Below are 19056 nucleotides of genomic sequence, written 5' to 3' on the forward strand. Positions count from 1 at the left end.
TTCGAAACTAATTCTGAATAAATACTACGTGTACTGTGCAGTCATAATTGAGAAATAAAGTGCTTTAATTGTTGTTTTAGTGTCAAAAAGCTATTACTATTCAGCTTAGGACTCCGTTTATGTAATCAGTGCAATATAGCTAGCATAGTTATATGTCAATTATTTAGACGATAAAACAACTAGGATGTTTGGAGATACAAAATGCGCACTACCTTTCACTTAAAAACCCTCTCGATTGCCATCGCTACTCTTTCTATTGCCAGTATGACTAATGCCGCCGGTCTTGATCGTTCAGGCCAGGATGTCACCGCATTTCTCCAAGACGGCACTTATGCTGAGACTGTCTACACCTATATTGATGCTGATGTCACAGGTTATGATAGCGCTGATGATAATCCTAACAATAATGCCTACGTTAAAGGCAATAAAGTTGGAGATGTGGCTGAGGATTATGACTTCTTTCGCTATGGGGTAAAGACTGATATCAATGATACCTTTAGTGTTGGTATTTTATACGATGAGCCTTTTGGGGCAGCAGCTGAATACAAAGGTGATAATAACTTTGTATCAATGGGCGATATCAATAACTCTATTATTCAGATGACTGATGGGGACTATAATGGAGCAACCCTTAAACCTACTGTGGATTTTTTAGCGAAGAGTGCACGTGATGCAGCAGCAGAAGCACAACGATTAGGTCAATTAGCGGCAACTGCTACTGATCCTCAAGTAGCACAGCAACTTGCACAACAAGCTCAAGCACAACAGCAAGCCGCGCTAGAGTTTAAGGCTAATGCTACAAAGCTTGGTACTGTAGGTGCAATAGCGCAAGCCGAGGCGGGTAATGCTGGTGAAAATACCAACGTTGAAGTACGAAGTAATAACCTGACCGCTATACTCGGTGCCAAGTTTGGCCCTAATAAAGAGTTTCAGATTTATGGTGGTCCCGTTGCTCAGCGTATCGAAGCTAAGGTGAAATTACGCGGACTGGCCTATGGTCCGGCTACCGGCTATACCTCTAACATCAACCACGATCAGGACTATGGTTGGATAGCAGGTATGTCTTATAGCAAGCCTGAAATTGCTTTAAAAGCAGCGTTGACTTATCGCTCTGAGATTGATCACAGCATGAATATAGCTGAAACCTATCCATTACTAGAGCAATTAGCGCTTGCAGAAGGAGCTCCAGCCGCCGCCGCAAAAGCAGCAGCGAATCGAACTAGCAAAATGGAGATATCTACTCCTAAATCGGTTAACTTTGATTTTCAAACCGGTATTAACCCTACTACTTTAGCTACCGCTAAAGTGCGCTGGGTACCATGGGGTGATTTTGCGATTACGCCACCTTTATATAATGAGGTCAGTAAACGCAATCCAGCTTACGGTCCTGGTGGTCTTGATTTAGTCGAGTATTCAGACGACCAATGGCAGGTTGAGCTGGGCCTTGCTAAACGCATAGCGCCAGCGCTTGCGGTCAGTGGTACGGTCGGTTGGGATAGCGGCTCTGGTGACCCAACCACTTCATTAGGCCCTATTGATGGCTACTATAGTGTTGGTTTGGGTGCCAAATACAATGTCACTGAAAACTGGGCGGTATCCGCTGGTGGTAAGTATCTCTGGTTCGGAGATGCTAAAGGCCAATTACCAACAGGTAAGCTAGTGGGCGACTTCCAAGATAACGATGGTTATATTTTAGGTGCAAAAATCTCTTATCAAGGAAAGTAGGAATTTAATCAAGACTTTTTGAAGCTCTTATTAAATTAGCCTTATAAAGTAGAAAAAACGACTCGTTATGAGTCGTTTTTTTATTTGGAGTATATTGCAAATAAGAGGTTTGACGTATACAAGTAAGCTTATAGCATTCGAAATCGAGGCCGGTTAATGCGCCTTTAAACAATGATAAGCTTGTGACCTTGTGCTTTAACCTCAGACTCTCGACCTTTTAGTCCTTATTGGCTGATTACCGTATTTTACAGCCGATTAGTAAAATCAAAAAACCTCGCTATCAAGATGATAGCGAGGTCTGTGCTTTGAGCTTATATTCGAGTTTATACTTTTCAGTAAAGAGCTTAATAACTTACTTACTTATTTAGGTTAAGTTCCATCTCTTTAAACTTCGCTGAAACCGCAGGTCTTGGACCGCCGGTCATGATACTGACTGCGAAGATAGCGATAGTGCTCAAAACAAATCCTGGAACGATAGCATATAACCAATCATTTAGCGGCATACCATTCATCTCGAAAGGACCGTACACCCAAAGAATAACCGTTAATGCACCAACTACCATACCAGCAACAGCGCCGTTACGGTTCATACCGCGCCATGTGAGACTAAATACTACCAATGGTGCAAAAGCAGCACCGAAGCCTGCCCAAGCGTGTGATACTAGGCTAAGTACCGAGCTTTCAGGATCGGCAGCTAGCAATATTGCCACGACAGCGACTAATATCACAGAGAGACGGCCGACTAATACTTGACGAGCTTCTGGCGCATCTTTATCGAAAAATAGCTTATAGACGTCCTTGGTTAGCGAGCTTGAAACCACTAATAGCTGCGATGAAATAGTACTCATAATGGCAGCCAAAATAGCCGCTAATAAGAAACCTGATACCAACGGCGTAAATAAGAACTGAGTGAATACTAAGAAGATTGTCTCTGGATCATCTAAAGTCATAGCGGTCTTTTGTACATAAGCACGACCCGCAAAACCAGTCATCAGCGAGCCAATCAAGCTGACGATCATCCAGCTCATACCTATATTACGCGCAGTTGGGACGTCTTTGACTGAGCGAATAGCCATAAAACGCACGATAATATGCGGTTGCCCAAAATAGCCAAGACCCCAAGCCAGTAAGGAAATAATACCGATAATAGTCATGCCGCTGGTCACATTGAGTAGGCTTGGATCAATATTTCTAACCGCAGTCGTTGTGGCAGAAATGCCACCAAGATCAGTAAAGGCCACTACCGGTACAATCACCATCGCAAACAGCATGATGACACCTTGGACAAAGTCAGTCATCGACACCGCTAAGAAGCCGCCGAATAGGGTATAAACCACCACCACCCCTGCGGTGACCCAAAGACCGGTACCATACGAGAGATTAAGCGAGCTTTCAAATAACTTACCGCCACCAACGAGGCTAGCTGCGGTGTAAACGGTAAAGAATAGGATAATGACAATGGCTGATATCACCCGTAGCATATGCGATTTATCTTCAAAACGATTGGCGAAGTAATCGGGTAGGGTGATTGCATTGTCAGCAATCTCAGTGTAAACACGTAGTCTGGGGGCAACAATAAGATAGTTCAAAAAGGCACCCAGTGTTAGACCTAAAGCAATCCAAACACTGACGACGCCGTCAGCATACATGTAGCCCGGTAGTCCCAGTAATAGCCAGCCAGACATGTCCGAGGCGCCAGCTGATAGGGCGGTTACGGCAGGACCGAGATTACGACCCCCGAGCATATAACCTTCTGTATCATTGGCTTGTTTAAAATAGGCGTAAATACCAATACCTATCATGACTAAAAAATAGGCACCAAGCGATATCAATACGCCACTAGGAACTCCATTCATATAAATCGTCCTTAACCAACAGGGTTGGCAGTAATTTTAATAAATTGTAAAAGCTTTGCATTTAGAGATCCTCTTATATTTAAATAGATCTAAAAATGACATTTAAAGACAAAAAAAGCCATTAAGTAGGACATAATGGCTTTCGACTTTACATATTATTTACTTTTAGTTTTATATGATTGATTTTGTCCTGCAAATAGCACTTTCATAACTGAATATGGAATTGCTGACTACTAATAAAGGTTGCCTACTAAGTAACCTTATTAAGAGGTAATCGCATTAATTAGCCAAGAATAATATCAATCATTCAAAACCAGGAAATCTGCTATAGTTAGTGTGAAAATAAAATAGCATTGATTGTTTTACTAGCATATCTTACTAAAGATCATCTTTATGTATCTATCAGTGTCATTGTAGTTGCGATATGTTATCTGGGCAAAACAATTTGCATTATAACGCATGAAAACAGCAATTGCGAATAAGCTTCTAATCTATATTGATTAATATAATGGTTTTAATGCTTCTGTCTATACTTAAACCTCTGTAATTAAGCTCTAAGCGGCGATTCAGTTGTGCGGTTAAATGGCTGTAAGTTAAATGACTATAACGTGCATTTAGTCAATAGGCGCCAGCAGATCAAGCAAAGCTTCCACACTGCTAGAGCGCGTAAGTTTGGGATTAATAACCACACCCAAAAAACGCTGTAATTCGATATTATCTGCCATATCTATACGCTCAAGATCTTGGCTGATAAGCGTTTGAGGTAGCACTGACCAGCCCAACCCAACCGATACCAACATACGAATAGATTCAAGCGGATTGGTACTCATAGTGGCATAAGGCTTTAGGTTGTGCTTGGCGAATTCCGCTAGGGTAATCTGGCTGGTAAAGGTATTGGCCGAAGGTAGAATAGCGGGGTAGCGTGCTAGCTGCTCTAGAGTCACGTTATTCTTTTTGGCTAGTGGTGATAAAGTGCCGGTCATAAAGTAAAGCGGGTCGGACCATAGCGTATGATAGGTCAGACGTTTATCATAAACGGGCGGCAGGGTCAAAAATGCCAAAGACAAATCACCATCAAGCACCGCTTTATGAGCTTCTTCTGAATCTACAAAATGCACTTCTAGCTGCACTGCTGGATAGCTTTGAATAAAGTCTTTGAGCACCGGCGCAAGATGATGTAAGCCTATATGGTGACTGGTACCAATGACCAGCTTGCCTGAAACCATATGCTCAGAGTGTTGCAAGTTAATTTTAAAATTCTCATAATCATCAAGCCAGCGTTTGGCATGGGGGAGCATCTCATTTGCAGCTTGAGTCGGCACAATACCGCGGCCCACAGTATCAAATAAGGTAATTTTGAACTCATCTTCTAAGTTTTTGATACGTTTACTGACTGCAGGTTGAGTAATAAAAAGCTTTTCCGCTGCGCCGGAGATGCTGCCTGTTTGCATAACTGTTACAAACGTCGTCAAATTAGTGGTGTTCAAACCGATGTCCTTAGCTTTAACAAGAGCTATAAATAAAAGTTGGCTACTCCAATCACAATATTTTAGAAATAAAAGTTTGCGACTGGGAAAAAATCATCAATTATTATTATAGGATTAGGCTGCTATAATCACAAGACATCTAGAGGTTTTATGAGACTTTTATTAGCTTAAATATAAGCTAATAGCTGATATAGCATAGATAAATGAATAAATGATTGATAAGTTTTCATAACTCAGCAAAAAATCGTCCTCGATGAGCAAAGATTTGATGACCAAATACTAGGGCTAATTAATAGCCAATCTGCGTTTGATATAGCTTGGACTAACATCCTATAAAGCCGTTAGTCATATTATCAGCGACAGGACTTATTAAATAATTAGTAATTATTAAAGGATAGCAATATGAGCGCTCAAACTTTATACGATAAACTTTGGAATGCCCATGAAGTCACCAAACGTGATGATGGCTCAAGTTTAATTTATATCGACCGTCACCTGTTGCATGAGGTCACTAGCCCGCAAGCGTTCGAAAGTTTGGAGCTGGCTAATAGAGAGCCGTGGCGTCTGTCGGCTAACATTGCTAGTCCAGACCATAACGTGCCGACAGTAACTAAAGAGCGTAGTGAAGGGGTTGAAGGAATTAAAGATAAGGTATCACGCCTGCAAGTGGTGACTTTAGATGAAAACTGTGCAAAATTCGATATTGCTGAATTTACTATCAATGATGATCGCCAAGGTATCTTGCACGTGGTCGGTCCTGAGCAAGGCTTGGTGCTGCCTGGTATGACGGTGGTTTGTGGCGACTCGCATACCGCCACTCACGGAGCACTGGGTTGCCTAGCTCATGGTATCGGTACCTCTGAAGTTGAGCATGTGCTTGCCACTCAGTGTTTGATTACCAAAAAAATGAAAAATATGCAGATTCGTGTCAACGGCAAGCTTGGTAAAGGCGTGACTCCGAAGGACGTGGTGCTAGCTATCATTGCCCAGATTGGTACTGCTGGTGGCACCGGTTATGCTATCGAGTTTGCAGGGCAGGTGTTCGAAGAGATGAGCATGGAAGGGCGCATGACGGTCTGTAATATGGCGATTGAGGCGGGCGCTCGTGTAGGTATGGTAGCCGTCGATGATACCACTATCGATTATGTCAAAGGTCGGCCGTATGCGCCAACTGAGGAGCAGTGGGCGCAAGCAGAAGCCTACTGGCGCACTTTGTATTCAGATAATGAGGCGGTTTTTGACACCGTTATTGAAATTGATGGCAGTCAGATTGCTCCGCAAGTGTCATGGGGTACCTCGCCTGAGATGGTGGTCGATATTACTCAGTCTGTCCCAACTCTTGAGCAAGCAGCGGATGAGACCCAAAAAGAAGGTTGGGAGCGTGCTTATACCTATATGGGATTAAAGCCAGGACAGCCCATTACTGATATTGAGCTTGATCGGATATTTATTGGCTCTTGCACCAATTCACGTATCGAGGACTTGCGTGATGCCGCTTCAGTGATAAAAGGTCGTAAAGTTGCGGACAATATCAAAGAAGCTATCGTAGTTGCAGGCTCTGGACAGGTGAAGTTGCAGGCAGAGTCTGAAGGTTTGGATAAAGTATTTACCGAAGCTGGATTTGAATGGCGGGAGCCGGGTTGCTCAATGTGTTTGGCGATGAACGCTGACAAACTTGAGCCCGAGGAGCACTGCGCTTCGACTTCTAACCGTAACTTTGAAGGTCGTCAAGGCAACGGCGGACGTACGCATCTGGTTAGTCCAGCCATGGCTACAGCGGCGGCATTAGCGGGTCACTTTGTGGATGTGCGTACTTATTAATCGCCTGACTCAATAATTACGGCAACCTTTATCTTATAGGAAATTATTATGCAAGCTTATAACACTCAAACCGGCATTGTTTGCCCTCTTGATCGCTCAAACGTAGATACCGATCAGATTATTCCCAAGCAGTTTTTAAAGTCTATCAAACGTACGGGCTTTGGCGTCAACTTATTCGATGATTGGCGCTACCTTGATGAAGGCTTCCCTGGTCAAGACCATAGCAAGCGTCCCATTAATCCAGACTTTGTATTAAACCAACCACGCTATCAAGGGGCCACTATTTTGCTGGCGCGTAGAAATTTTGGCTGCGGCTCTAGTCGTGAGCATGCGCCTTGGGCGCTGTCAGAATATGGCTTTCGTACTATCATTGCGCCAAGTTTTGCTGATATCTTTTATAATAACTGCTTCAAAAATGGTATGTTGCCCATTGTTTTGGATGAAGCAATTGTTGATAAATTAATGGAGGCTACTTTTGCCAATGAAGGCTATGAGCTTACCGCTGATCTTGAACGTCAAGTAGTGGTTACGCCTACGGGTGAAGAGTATGCCTTTGAAATCGATGAGTTCCGTAAGCACTGTTTACTTAACGGCCTCGACGATATTGGGCTAACTTTGCAGAAAAGTGATGAAATTAAGGCTTATGAGCATAAAATGATGCAAAAAACGCCTTGGATATTTAATCCAGTTAGAGCTTAAGCTCTTAGTATAAGTGTGAAAAGCTAAATATTGTTAACAAAGGTTTAGAGTCAATAATAGAACGTTGAGTTATAGTAACAAAATGGCTAAAATGAGTAATCAATTGTCATCAATATGAATAGTAGTTGCCATTATGAACAAAAAACTTAACGTAGTATTCACTAGCGCAGCTATCATGGCTAGCTTATTGTTATCAGGCTGTCAGCTATTAAGTGGCTATCAGCAGATAGAAAAGGCTGAAAATGCTGATAGCTGGGCAGGTAAGATTAGTCCGGTAAAAACTGAGACCAGTATTGCCTGTTTTGGTACTTATCACTGCGAAATAATTCTCATTGATAAGACATCGATTATATCGCCAACCACTCATCAGCCAGTAGATAATAGAATGCTTACAGCAGCGCCTAGCGCCGATGACATATCGCCGCTACTAGATAATAAATCGGTCAAGATAGTGCCATTAGCTCCATCTAGTATCAAAGGTTTGACCAATTATTATGCGCGGGTAAAGCCTGTGAAGCGTGAAGTGCATATCAACTTCTATCCTGAAAATAATCTTGATTATGTCGAGCGCTTCGCTGTGATTCATGAGTTCGTTGAAGGTACTTATCAGCTTCGAGCTTATCGTCAAAAGAATAATCAAACTAAAGGCAGTTTGTTAGAGAATGCTTCTCCTGATCCCTTATGTGTAGACTTGATTCATAATGATAAGGTACAGCGTCACTTTTGCAAACAAACAGATACCGATACCCAAGGAGAGTTTGTAGAAAAAGGGCTGAGCAGTCACATCAAAGTGAAATAGCAAGAAACGCAGCCAATCTAGATAGCTCGACTACTGCAAAAATTAATGACTTACCGTAAAACAATAAACAATTGCATTTATACTTATTGTACTTAAACACTCCCATCAATTTAAAGGACTAGTATGGCAACGATTTTAACATTAGCAGGCGATGGTATTGGCCCTGAGATTATGGCTCAAGCTATCGATGTATTAGAAGCTGTCAATAAAAAGTTTGCGCTTGATTTGACCTTGGAGCAAGGGCTAATTGGTGGTGCTGCAATCGATGAGACTGGCGAGCCGCTACCAGAAGATACCCTCAAGCAAGCACGTAACGCAGATGCGGTGTTACTGGGGGCGGTTGGAGGGCCTAAGTGGGATGGTATTGAGCGTAGCAAGCGTCCTGAACGTGGTCTGCTGAAGATTCGTAGCGAGCTTGGTCTATTTGCTAATCTACGAGTAGCCAAGCTCTATCCACAATTGGCTAATGCGTCTAGTATCAAACCTGAGATTATATCGGGGCTGGATCTATTAATCGTACGGGAGTTGACCGGCGGGATTTATTTCGGTGAGCCGCGCGGTATCCGTACTTTAGAGAATGGTGAACAGCAAGGCTATAACACCATGGTTTATAGCACCAGTGAGATTAAGCGCATCGGTAAAGTGGCTTTTGAGCTGGCAAGAACACGGGCGCAAACCTCAGGTAAACCAGCTAAAGTATGCTCAGTCGACAAAGCTAATGTGTTAGAAGTCACTGAGCTGTGGAAGCAGACGATGATTGAGATGCAACAAGCCGATTATAGCGATGTTAATCTATCGCATATGTATGCTGATAATGCTTGTATGCAGCTGATTCGTGATCCCAAGCAGTTCGACGTCATGGTCACCGGTAATATGTTCGGTGATATTTTATCCGATGAGGCCGCTATGTTGACCGGATCTATTGGGATGCTGCCCTCAGCCAGTTTGGATGAGCAAGGTAAAGGTATGTATGAGCCTTGTCATGGGTCAGCACCTGATATTGCCGGACAAGATAAAGCCAATCCGCTAGCTACAATCTTATCAGTAGCTATGATGCTGCGTTATACCTTTAAACAAGAACAAGCGGCACAAGCAATCGAACAAGCGGTTAGTGAAGTGCTTGATGACGGACTGCGTACCCCTGATATCTTATATAGTACAACGGATAGCAGTGAAACTGGATTGACGCAGGTTGGCTGTAAACAAATGGGTGAGGCGGTGTTGGCTAAGCTTGCTTAACAGCTATAAAATCTAAATAAACCTAGAACCCATAAGCTACTGAGTAGTTTATGGGTTTTTTTATAGCGCTAAAATCGTTAAAGTTCACTGAGATAAAGTGGAAGTGATGGTAGTTATAATAGGAGACAGTGCTAATAATCTAACAGCTTTCTAAGCTCTTGTTAACATCCTTATGCAAAGACACACAGCTTATTAACAAAGCAATATGCTATTCTGATATCTCATATAATACTGTGACCGTTTTTACTAGCTATAGAACGTCCTTTAGCTTAGCAGTATTTTCTGTAGAAAATTTTTATAATAAATATTAATTATACTAATAATAATTTGGAAATAAAATATGTATCCACTAACCAAAATCAGCGGCGCCATCACCGCTATAGGATTATCTACGGTTTTATTTATAACTCAGTCGGTCGCTGCTAGCACCGATAATGTTGAAGAATCCAGTCCTGTCACTAATAGTGTGAGCCAAAAACTAACTGGTGATAGTCAAACTGCGACTTCTTTAAATAAGCTACTACCCACCCTGGAATATAGTACCCAAAACCTATCAAAGACCGCCCAAAAGGTAAATGCTGCTAAGTGGCAAGCCGGTAAAGAGATAAACCGTGATACCGGTGCTAAAATTCAAGCTTTACTTAATTGGAGTCAACATGGGGTAGGACCTGTCGATGGTTATTGGGGTAAAAATACCAAAAAAGCCATGCAGGCGTTTCAAAAAGCCAATAATTTGCAGGTTACTGATAACCTAAACGATGAAACATGGCAGGCACTAACAGCTAGTGAGCGTTTGATGGGTGAGCCTGTTTTGGTAAATTATACTCTGAGTAATGATGACGTTAATATCAAGACCACCACTATTCCTGCTGGCGCTGAAGCCAAAGCTGAGCTTGAAGGTATGTACTACGAAACCGTCACCGAAGCACTGGCAGAAAAGTTCCATATGAGCGAAAAGTATCTTAAATCACTAAACCCTAACAGCAAATTCAGCGCTGGAGACACTATTACGGTTTATAATCCGGGTAACCCCAATACCAAACCAGTAAGTAGAGTAGTCGCTGATAAAAGTACTGAAACTCTGTATGCTTATGATGATAAAGGCAATCTCGTTGCCAGCTATCCGACAACCGTAGGCAGTACCGCCACCCCATCGCCTTCAGGCACCCATACGGTCGAAGTAAAAGTACATGAGCCCAACTACACTTATACTCATGATAGCGGTGACAAATCTATTATCCCGCCAGGCCCTAACAATCCAGTAGGACTGGTGTGGATTGGACTAAGTAAACCTTCCTATGGTATTCATGGCTCACCAGATCCTGCACGCATTAGCCGTCAAGCCTCAGCAGGCTGTGTGCGCCTGACTAACTGGGACGCATTGGCTCTATTAGGTACTATTGAGGACGATGCGACAGTCGAGATAAAATAGAGGGCTATTTAAAACTATAGTCAGGTCAATATAAAAAAGATACAGCTAGACTGGAACGAATTTTGCGCAGCATCGAAACAGCGTAGATACAGCACACAAGTAAAATTTGTTCCAGTCCGGCGCTATAATTTAGTGTATCTATTTAATTTAGTATCAACTATAGCATTTGGAGGGATTTAAATGCTTAGCCTAGCAAAAATGAAACAAAAAAATACCGCTGATCTATAGCGGTATTTTTGTGGGCAGATTGTTAACTTCATAATCTATTTAAGCGTTTAATTTGACAGAATAAACGTTCTCGTAAATAAAATCCCACATTGGGTGTTGCGCAGTAATAATCGATGGCGCTGCTCAATAGAGCTTCGATAATCTCTAATTACTACTTAGTAAAAGATAAGTCAGTAAAAAGTAACTCAGCAAAAGGCAAATGCAGCATTAACCTTTGGTCGTTGTATATCAGACTGTATATACTTTATTAAGGTTATAATTACAAAATTAAGTTTTACCGCGGTAAGTAATGCGACCTTTAGATAAATCGTAAGGAGTCATTTCGACCTTAACTTTATCACCAGTTAAAATGCGGATATAGTGCTTACGCATCTTACCTGAGATATGTGCAATGATTTCGTGTCCGTTTTCTAAACGAACTTTAAACAATGTATTTGGAAGGGTGTCGATGACTTCACCTTCAAATTCAATAATATCGTCTTTAGCCATAATTTGTATCAATCAATGAAAAATAAGCACATATTATACGCAAGTTCGGCTATTAAAGCAATGGCAAACCCAGTTTTTGCTTGACAGTCTGTAACTGATATGTATATCAAGTAGGCAGGTTTAACCAAATAGGCGTTAAAGCCGTATCTGGCAGCAATTGTTGATAGCGCTCAGGATAGTACGCATTGATAAAGTATAAGCCATCACCCGAAGCGGTAGGCGGAGCAATGGTACGATCTTTTTTGGCCAAAATATTGAGGAAATCTGCAGGCTGTAGCTCATGCTTACCAATAGCAAATAAAGTACCCATTAGATTGCGTACCATATGATGCAAGAATCCATCCGCTTGAATATCAAACACTATAAATGGGCCGTGTGCAAAAAGGTCTGCATGGCTAATAGTACGCACAGGCTGCCTAGATTGGCAGGCTGCCGCACGGTAGCTACTAAAATCATGGGTACCTATAATGTCAGCAGCGGCCAGCTGCATTGCGGGCAAGTCTAGCGGTTCATAGACATGGGTCACTTGATGATTAAGAATAGCCGGGCGCTGGGGTTGATTAACAGTGATATAACGGTAGCGCCGTGCAATGGCGCCGAAGCGCGCATGAAAGTCAGCTGGCATCGGCTGAATCCAGCGCAGCGCAATGTCATCCGGTAGGAGGCTATTGACCCCACGTAACCAGTTGCGGGTAGGACGATAAGCACGGGTGACAAAGTGGGCAATCATATTGCTGGCATGGACACCAGAATCGGTACGACCTGCGGCGACCACTTCTATGGGCTCATTGGCTACTTTACTAATAGCAGCCTCTAGAACTTCTTGGACACCTGTGACTTCTTTTTGGCGCTGCCAGCCATAATAATGGGTACCTAGGAATTCAATGGCAATCGCCAAGGTATAAACAGGCTGGTCTTGATCGGTAGAAGGAGTAGTGATTAGTTCAGGCATTGTAGGCTTCGATACTGTTTTTGAATTTTGAAAGAGGAGATTAACTAAATACGTTTAAATGGCAATATTCAATGAGGCTATCTAACGCTTTTTGATAGTCGTTCCCGCCTGGTTAACATTATGTGCCCAGCGCTGACGTCGCCGTGCAGGAGCATCATAACGTAGCAGCAGCCATAATAACCGCGCATAAATAGCGGCAATCGTTAAGCGTCCGCCAGCTATAACTTGATAATCATATTGCCAACTGCCAGCAGCATAGCTATCGCTGACTCCGCCAAATGGACATTGGCTGGCGCTAATCACCATATGACCGTTTTCGTACGCTTGACTTAGGGTCTTTGCCAAAGCTGGTGAATAGGGTAGATTACCTGCCCCAAAGCCCAGTAAGATAATGCCGCAAGGAGGCTGCGCTAGTAATGACTGTAACTGGCTATTCAATATACTAGGATCATTGGGCAAGCAGTATAGCGCGTGGACAGCTACCCATTCAGCCCGTGACTCGATATCATCTGTGAGCGCTTTTTGGTCTTCGAGCCAGTGCTGACGGCGACTGTCTGGCAGCGCTCTGATATAGCTGTTAGCAGGATAAGCCGCACGATTATGACCGGTAAAAGCCATAAAGTCATGACTATGAATTTTCTGTACCGTTTGCGCAGGCCATGATTCACCGCCAAAGCAAACCTTCACTCCCGACTCCCCAGCCGCAGCTAATCTTAACGCTTCGCTTAAATTATCCCAAGCATCACTATGGCTATCGATAGCATAATTATGCCACTGCTCACTATCTAGTAATGGTTTCATACTGCCAGTCACAACGACGCAGATATCAGAGCCAGCAAAAGCTTCTGCTAAAAAAGCCCCCAAATAGCTCAAAGTATCCGTGCCGGTAATTAGTACAAAGCGGCGGTTTTGTGCTGTATACGCTGCTAATAACAGCTTATAAAAGTGTACAAAATCACTAGGAGTCAGCTGGCTACTGTCCTTAATTAGGAGATTGTTTAGCCATGAAACGGCTGGCAAAGGGATGGAGGGCTCTTGTTCATTGATAAGCTGCTGTAAGATGGGCAAGAATAAATCAGCATCTAACGGTGCAAGCGGACGACCGTAACTGCCAAAAGTACCGCCAGCATAAATAAGCTGAACTTTAGACTCTAGTAAGGGGGTAGCTTGACGCATATAGTTGTCGCAAATAAAAGCAGTAAGGAAGTTAACAATATAAGTCATCATCAGAAAAATGACAACCAGCAATCCATGGTTAGGATTGCTGGTTGTCAGCTACTGGTTCAAAGAGCGGCAGCTATTAGCTAAGCAGTACTACAAAGCAAATACTGTGATCTAAGCGTTATAACTTAAGCGCTACGAGCTAATAAAGCTTGTGCTTGCTGTTGTTGTTCACTATTACCTTGGGCGATAACTTCTTCGAGTAAACGCTTTGCACTGTCATATTCTCCCAATTCTAGGTATTGACCGGCTAAGTCTAATGTTACTTGTTGGCTGTCCAACGACTTAACAAAGTCAAAATCAGCGTCAAACTGCGCTTCAAATGCGGTTAAGTCCTGTGCCGGTTCAGTGACAGGCGTATCTTTTGTGGCTGCTTCAAACTCTGTATTTGCTGCAAAGGTATGAAGGCTATCGTCTTCCTGAGCGAAAATAAAGTCATCATCAAGTGGCGTATTATCATCAAATAACAGCGTATCACTATTATCCGTAACAGGATCAGCAACGAGCGAACTAATAGTCTCTTGAGCTAAGTTCTCACTTTGTGGATCATCTAAACTAAAGCTAAAATCGTCTATGCTTGGTTGGTCAGGGCTTAAAACAGGATCTTCTTCTAGAGCTGGCTCTTGACTGAGGCTTTCAGTCTTAGTTGAGTCATCCGAGAGGCTAGTATTCGCTGATGTCAAATCAAAATCAAGATCAAAGTCAAAATCAAGCGTAAACTCTGCATCGGGACTTTTATCAGCGCTTTCGAGGGCAGCTGGCGTATGAGTGATGTCCGACTGACTCTCAATAGTATTCTCTAAATTTGGAGCATCTAATTCTAAACTATTTAAGTCCAAGTTCTCTAAATCATTGCTATCTTTAGAAGAGCTAAGGTTTTCGTCAGTAAAGTCAAAATCACCGAAATCATTACTGCTGTCTAGATTATCTAAGTCAGGCGTGCTTGTGGCAGCAGTTTCTAGATCGCCTAAAGACAGATTGAAATCATTATCGGTAGTATCTGTTTGACGCTCAGGCTCATACTCAGGCTCAGATTCTAAATATGAGTCTGACTGGGTCTGTTGCTCACTATCTGTAGGTATGTCGAAGTCTATACTTTCAATATCAACGCTATCATTTAAACCGTTGTTCTTATCATTAGCTTTTGCTGCTACTTGTTCGGCTTGTAAAAGCTCTTCTTCTAAAAAAGATTTAAGTTGTTCAGCTTGTTCGATAGTATCAGGGTCGCCGTGAGCTTTGATGCTATCGTAGGTTGTAAAAAAATCATCGTTTTGATGGGTAAGCGCATAGATATTAAGAAGTTTTAACAACAGTGGGTTATCTTGCGGAGATTTAACCAATCCACGTTTTAGAGTATCAATGGCTTTGTCATAACGCTGCTGATCTACAAAACGCTGCGCAACGGTAAGGGTGTCGAAACCAGTAGCAGATGCAGGGCTACTTTGTTCCGTTGGGCTATCTTGGGGATCAGCAACCGTAGTTGTTGCCTCTGAGTTGACTGGCGGCAACGTATCAGTAGAGTGTTTGCTAGCACGGGAGTTTGATATGACTTTTGGTGGTTGCGCTTTATTTCTACGCATAATTAAGAGAGCAACCAGCGCGACAATAAGCACTACTGCGATGATATATAGCATGTTATCCATAGAGGTTCCCGTGCCTGATGATTAGCAGCATTTTGTGCTGGATTAAAGGTTAATTATTGGTTACGCAGTGTTTTCAGGCGAGCTTCAAGCTCGGCCAGCTTTTGGTTTTGTAGTTTTAGTTTTTCGGTATAACGGCTTAGAGTGCTACTGGTATCCACTAGGCTTTTGACCTGATCGGCTGTACGCTGACGAGTAGATTTTAGCGTGGCTAATATATCAGTGCTTAAGCCATTGCCAGTAGCAGCAGTGGCTTTGGTTTGGGTGCCATCAGCACTACCATCACGACCAGGAGCGATCACTGAAAAATGAGCTTTGGGCAAGGTTTTGGTTATGGTAGTAGTCGGTTTGGCGTCACGTTTAGCCGCTTGAGTATTTTTAGTTTTATTAGCTGCACTTTTTGCTGAGGTTGGTTTTGGGCTTACTTTAGGCTTCAATGCTTTCGCTACGGACTTGGATTTGGCAGCTTGCAAATAATGCTGGCGTTGAGCGCTAATGGCTGATTGTAAGCTTTGCTGTGAGGGTACGACCTCATAGTTAGGTAAACTTAGCTTAGCATCTGCCATAAGCTGATCAGCATTTCTATTAATAAAAGCCTCTGGGTTTTGAGCTTTGATTTGGCGCATAACGCTCTGTACATCTAGGTTATTCTGCTGAGCTATTTGTTCTGAGATAATCCACAGGTTGTCATTACGCTGAACGGTGTAACTTGTTGTTTGCTTAGCAGTCGCTTGACTACCAATAGTCGAACCATCATTTGACTGGTTAGGCTGTTCATTTGTAGTGGTAGAAGTAGCTTGTTGCTGGGTACTGCCTTGCTGAGCGCTGCTACTGGCTAAGGCCTTATTAGCCAAGATATTACCAGTATCATTGTCTTTTTTAGCTTCTATGCGCCGGGTTACTTTTATGTTTAAAAGGTCTTGCTGGGTGCTCAAAGGCATGGGTGCAGCATCAGCAGTAGTTGCTACCATTTGCTGGTCATTAGCAGTCAAATCGTCATTTAGGCCAAGGTTAGCAGCATTAGCATTGGCATTGGCATTGGCATTGGCATAACTATCGTTGTCGTCAGCTGCGCTATTGCTAGCATTTAAAGCGGTAGTTATATCTAGATTTATATTGCTGTTTCTATCTGCTTTTTTCACTTTACGAGTAATATTACTGGTTACTGTTGTGGAAGAAAATGATGATAAAGGCGCTGTATTTGCGCTTATTATCGCTGAGCCTATATCTTTATCTTGTGCCATAACTACATTGTCAACGGAGCTAGTTGGTGTCGCTATAGGAGCTTGAATGTTAGGAGTTGCAAATAGAGGCGGCGGCGCTTCACGTTTAACTTTTAACGGCTGCACTGTAGGGTTAGCTATAATATTAGATACTATATTAGATACTACAGGCAAATTGGGCTTAACCGTGGTGCCAAGCACTTGGTTTGGACGCTTAGTAGAACCATCAGTAGAACTATGGTCGCCTAAGGGCATCAACAAAGTCTTGGGTATAATATTGCGTTTACCCTTATCATCTATGGTTAATACCACATCAGCAAACGGCTTTGATACCGGCTGTGAGGTGCTAATGAGTACTTGTCCTGTCGTTGCCGAGGTAGGGACAAAGCGTATAGACATAGAAGCGGTTGGGGTCAGCCCCATTTGCTGATACACATTGGAGCTGGCTAAGCTGGCAGCAAAACTGGCTGACTCTATCTCAGATACTGGAATACTGGCTACTAAAGGCTCGTGCTGAGCAGAGGTGATTTGCATTTTACCAAAGTTTGCTGCTTGTGCCCCAGATATGAGACCCAATGAGCTGGTCGAATACAATAATGCGATTGAAACCGCATAATGGACGGTGGTTAATCGGTGAGGTAAATGCCAAGACATGCGCAGGCCTTTTATAGATTCTTAAGGGACTGACGAGTAGCAATCAGCAAGTTATTGTTACATTTTTATTGTATAAATAGATAGTGTTAATCAATAAATTGATGCTATTAACTTAGATTTAGACCTAAAACAAGCCAATAGCAGCTGATTATCATAATGCCTAACACATATAATGTTATAACAAAATAGCCTTTAGTTTACCAGTTTATTTTAATTTAATTAAGAGATGATGTTGATTTACTTAAAGAGAGTTGGTTTTATCAAGTAGCATAGCGTCGCCATAACTAAAGAACCGATACTCATTAGCAATAGCGTGCTGATAAGCTTGCTCAATAGCGCCTTTACCAGCAAAAGCTGAGACCAACATCAAAAGGGTGGATTTAGGTAGGTGAAAATTAGTCAGCAGCTTGTCGATCACCCCAAATTTAAAGCCTGGATAAATAAAAATATCGGTATCTCCTGACCAGCTAGCAAGCGCTCGACCATCGCTAGCCGTTTGCTGATAGGCAGTCTCAAGCACGCGGGTCACAGTGGTGCCGACGGCGATAACTTGGTTGCCATTTGCATGGGTTTGGTTAATCAGATCAGCGGTTGCTTGCGGCAGATGCGCATATTCGCTATGCATAGTGTGATTGAGCAAATTGTCGGTCTTGACCGGTGCAAAAGTACCCGCTCCCACGTGTAAAGTGACAAAAGCGGTATTGATACCTTTATCGGCAAGCATCTTGAGTACGGTATCATCGAAATGCAAACTGGCTGTAGGCGCAGCGACGCTAGCCAGCTTGGCGGGATCATGAAAGACAGTCTGATAGCGAGTATTGTCCGTAGTATCGGCATGGCGCTCAAAGTAGGGCGGTATTGGCAGCTCACCATACTGCTCTAAATCCGGCAAAATAGGCGCATCAAAAGCCAACACAAATAAATTATCATGGCGGCCTACCATCACCGCATTCATGCGTCCTTTAGCCAATGATAGATGCTGCCAAAGTTTGGGTGCTTTACTGGCCTTTACGTGGCAAAGTGCAAAGTGTCTTTTATGAATGTTGATATGGATATTTAGAGCCTCGTCCACACTCTGAAGCTGGGCGGCAAGCTCGGGCTCCAAATACAAACCCAAATCTGAGAGGTCAAACAAGCGCTCAATCAATACTTCAATCTGACCGCCAGTGTCTTTTTGACCGAATAAGCGCGCCTTCATGACTTTAGTGTCATTAAAGACGATTAGATCGCCACTATTGAGCAGCGATGGCAGAGCAGTAAACGGATAATCTTCTATGTTTACGCTGTCAGAGCCGTCTTTGCTTCTATTATTAGAATTAGCAGGCAAATATAGTAGTTTGGACGCCGAACGCTGCTCTAGCGGATAGCGGGCAATTAAGCGGTCGGGGAGCTCATAGTCATAATCATCAACACTTAAATAGTTCATAGGCGCATCAGGATTGTTTATAGGAGCATTATTGGTAGGGTTTTGATTATTAGAAATAGCTTGGGAATCAGTCATAAGAAGATCGTTTAGTAGATAAAATTTTGGCGTAAGTTTAACAGAAAGCCGCTGGATAATGGCTAATTTGCAAGGTTTTGGGTGTCATTT

14 protein-coding genes are annotated in these 19056 nt (G+C 42.8%); 6 read left to right on the plus strand and 8 right to left on the minus strand.

All coding sequences use genetic code 11. The features are described from left to right. Window positions 1-201: 201 nt before the first annotated feature. Window positions 202-1725 carry an outer membrane protein transport protein gene (locus JMX18_RS00990; RefSeq protein WP_201582838.1) on the plus strand — a complete coding sequence of 508 codons (1524 nt, stop codon included), beginning with the start codon at window positions 202-204 and terminating at the stop codon, window positions 1723-1725. 356 nt (window positions 1726-2081) lie between these two features. Here JMX18_RS00990 and putP read toward each other — a convergent pair whose 3' ends face one another. Beyond that, window positions 2082-3581: a sodium/proline symporter PutP gene (gene putP / locus JMX18_RS00995; protein WP_201582840.1), complete on the minus strand. Its 1500-nt coding sequence runs from the start codon at window positions 3579-3581 to the stop codon at window positions 2082-2084. A gap of 614 nt (window positions 3582-4195) precedes the next feature. Then, window positions 4196-5068, minus strand: a complete 873-nt coding sequence (locus JMX18_RS01000; protein WP_201582842.1) for a LysR family transcriptional regulator — start codon at window positions 5066-5068, stop codon at window positions 4196-4198. Between the two features lie 402 nt (window positions 5069-5470). On the opposite strand from JMX18_RS01000, the gene leuC reads away from it, so the two are divergent. From leuC to JMX18_RS01025, 5 genes are all read left to right on the plus strand, one after another. Next, window positions 5471-6889, plus strand: a complete 1419-nt coding sequence (leuC, locus tag JMX18_RS01005) for a 3-isopropylmalate dehydratase large subunit (RefSeq protein WP_201582844.1) — start codon at window positions 5471-5473, stop codon at window positions 6887-6889. Between the two features lie 48 nt (window positions 6890-6937). Next, on the plus strand, window positions 6938-7588 hold the full coding sequence (gene leuD, locus JMX18_RS01010) for a 3-isopropylmalate dehydratase small subunit (protein WP_201582846.1): 651 nt from the start codon (window positions 6938-6940) through the stop codon (window positions 7586-7588). Between the two features lie 133 nt (window positions 7589-7721). Then, on the plus strand, window positions 7722-8387 hold the full coding sequence (locus JMX18_RS01015) for a hypothetical protein (RefSeq protein WP_201582847.1): 666 nt from the start codon (window positions 7722-7724) through the stop codon (window positions 8385-8387). 123 nt (window positions 8388-8510) lie between these two features. Further along, window positions 8511-9626, plus strand: coding sequence for a 3-isopropylmalate dehydrogenase (gene leuB / locus JMX18_RS01020; RefSeq protein ID WP_201582848.1), 1116 nt, complete (start codon window positions 8511-8513; stop codon window positions 9624-9626). 340 nt (window positions 9627-9966) lie between these two features. Next, window positions 9967-11058: a L,D-transpeptidase family protein gene (locus tag JMX18_RS01025; RefSeq protein WP_201582850.1), complete on the plus strand. Its 1092-nt coding sequence runs from the start codon at window positions 9967-9969 to the stop codon at window positions 11056-11058. Window positions 11059-11553: 495 nt separating this feature from the next. On the opposite strand, the gene infA is transcribed toward JMX18_RS01025, so the two are convergent. The 6 genes from infA to queA form a co-directional block, all read right to left on the minus strand. Continuing rightward, entirely contained in the window at window positions 11554-11775 is a 222-nt protein-coding gene (gene infA, locus JMX18_RS01030; RefSeq protein WP_227674517.1) for a translation initiation factor IF-1, read from the minus strand. Window positions 11776-11881: 106 nt separating this feature from the next. Continuing rightward, window positions 11882-12727, minus strand: a complete 846-nt coding sequence (gene truA / locus JMX18_RS01035) for a tRNA pseudouridine(38-40) synthase TruA (RefSeq protein ID WP_201582852.1) — start codon at window positions 12725-12727, stop codon at window positions 11882-11884. An 81-nt stretch (window positions 12728-12808) separates the two neighbouring features. Continuing rightward, the gene (locus JMX18_RS01040) at window positions 12809-13903 is read right to left on the minus strand and encodes an asparaginase (RefSeq protein ID WP_201582854.1); all 1095 of its coding nucleotides are present in this window, start codon (window positions 13901-13903) and stop codon (window positions 12809-12811) included. Between the two features lie 173 nt (window positions 13904-14076). Continuing rightward, window positions 14077-15591: a FimV/HubP family polar landmark protein gene (locus JMX18_RS01045; protein ID WP_201582856.1), complete on the minus strand. Its 1515-nt coding sequence runs from the start codon at window positions 15589-15591 to the stop codon at window positions 14077-14079. 53 nt (window positions 15592-15644) lie between these two features. Further along, entirely contained in the window at window positions 15645-17465 is a 1821-nt protein-coding gene (locus tag JMX18_RS01050; RefSeq protein WP_201582858.1) for a type IV pilus assembly protein FimV, read from the minus strand. A gap of 241 nt (window positions 17466-17706) precedes the next feature. Continuing rightward, window positions 17707-18966 (minus strand): tRNA preQ1(34) S-adenosylmethionine ribosyltransferase-isomerase QueA, encoded by a 1260-nt coding sequence (gene queA, locus JMX18_RS01055; RefSeq protein ID WP_201582860.1) that lies wholly within the window; start codon window positions 18964-18966, stop codon window positions 17707-17709. Window positions 18967-19056: the final 90 nt, after the last annotated feature.

The organism is Psychrobacter jeotgali, from assembly GCF_904846315.1.
Lineage (GTDB): Bacteria > Pseudomonadota > Gammaproteobacteria > Pseudomonadales > Moraxellaceae > Psychrobacter > Psychrobacter jeotgali.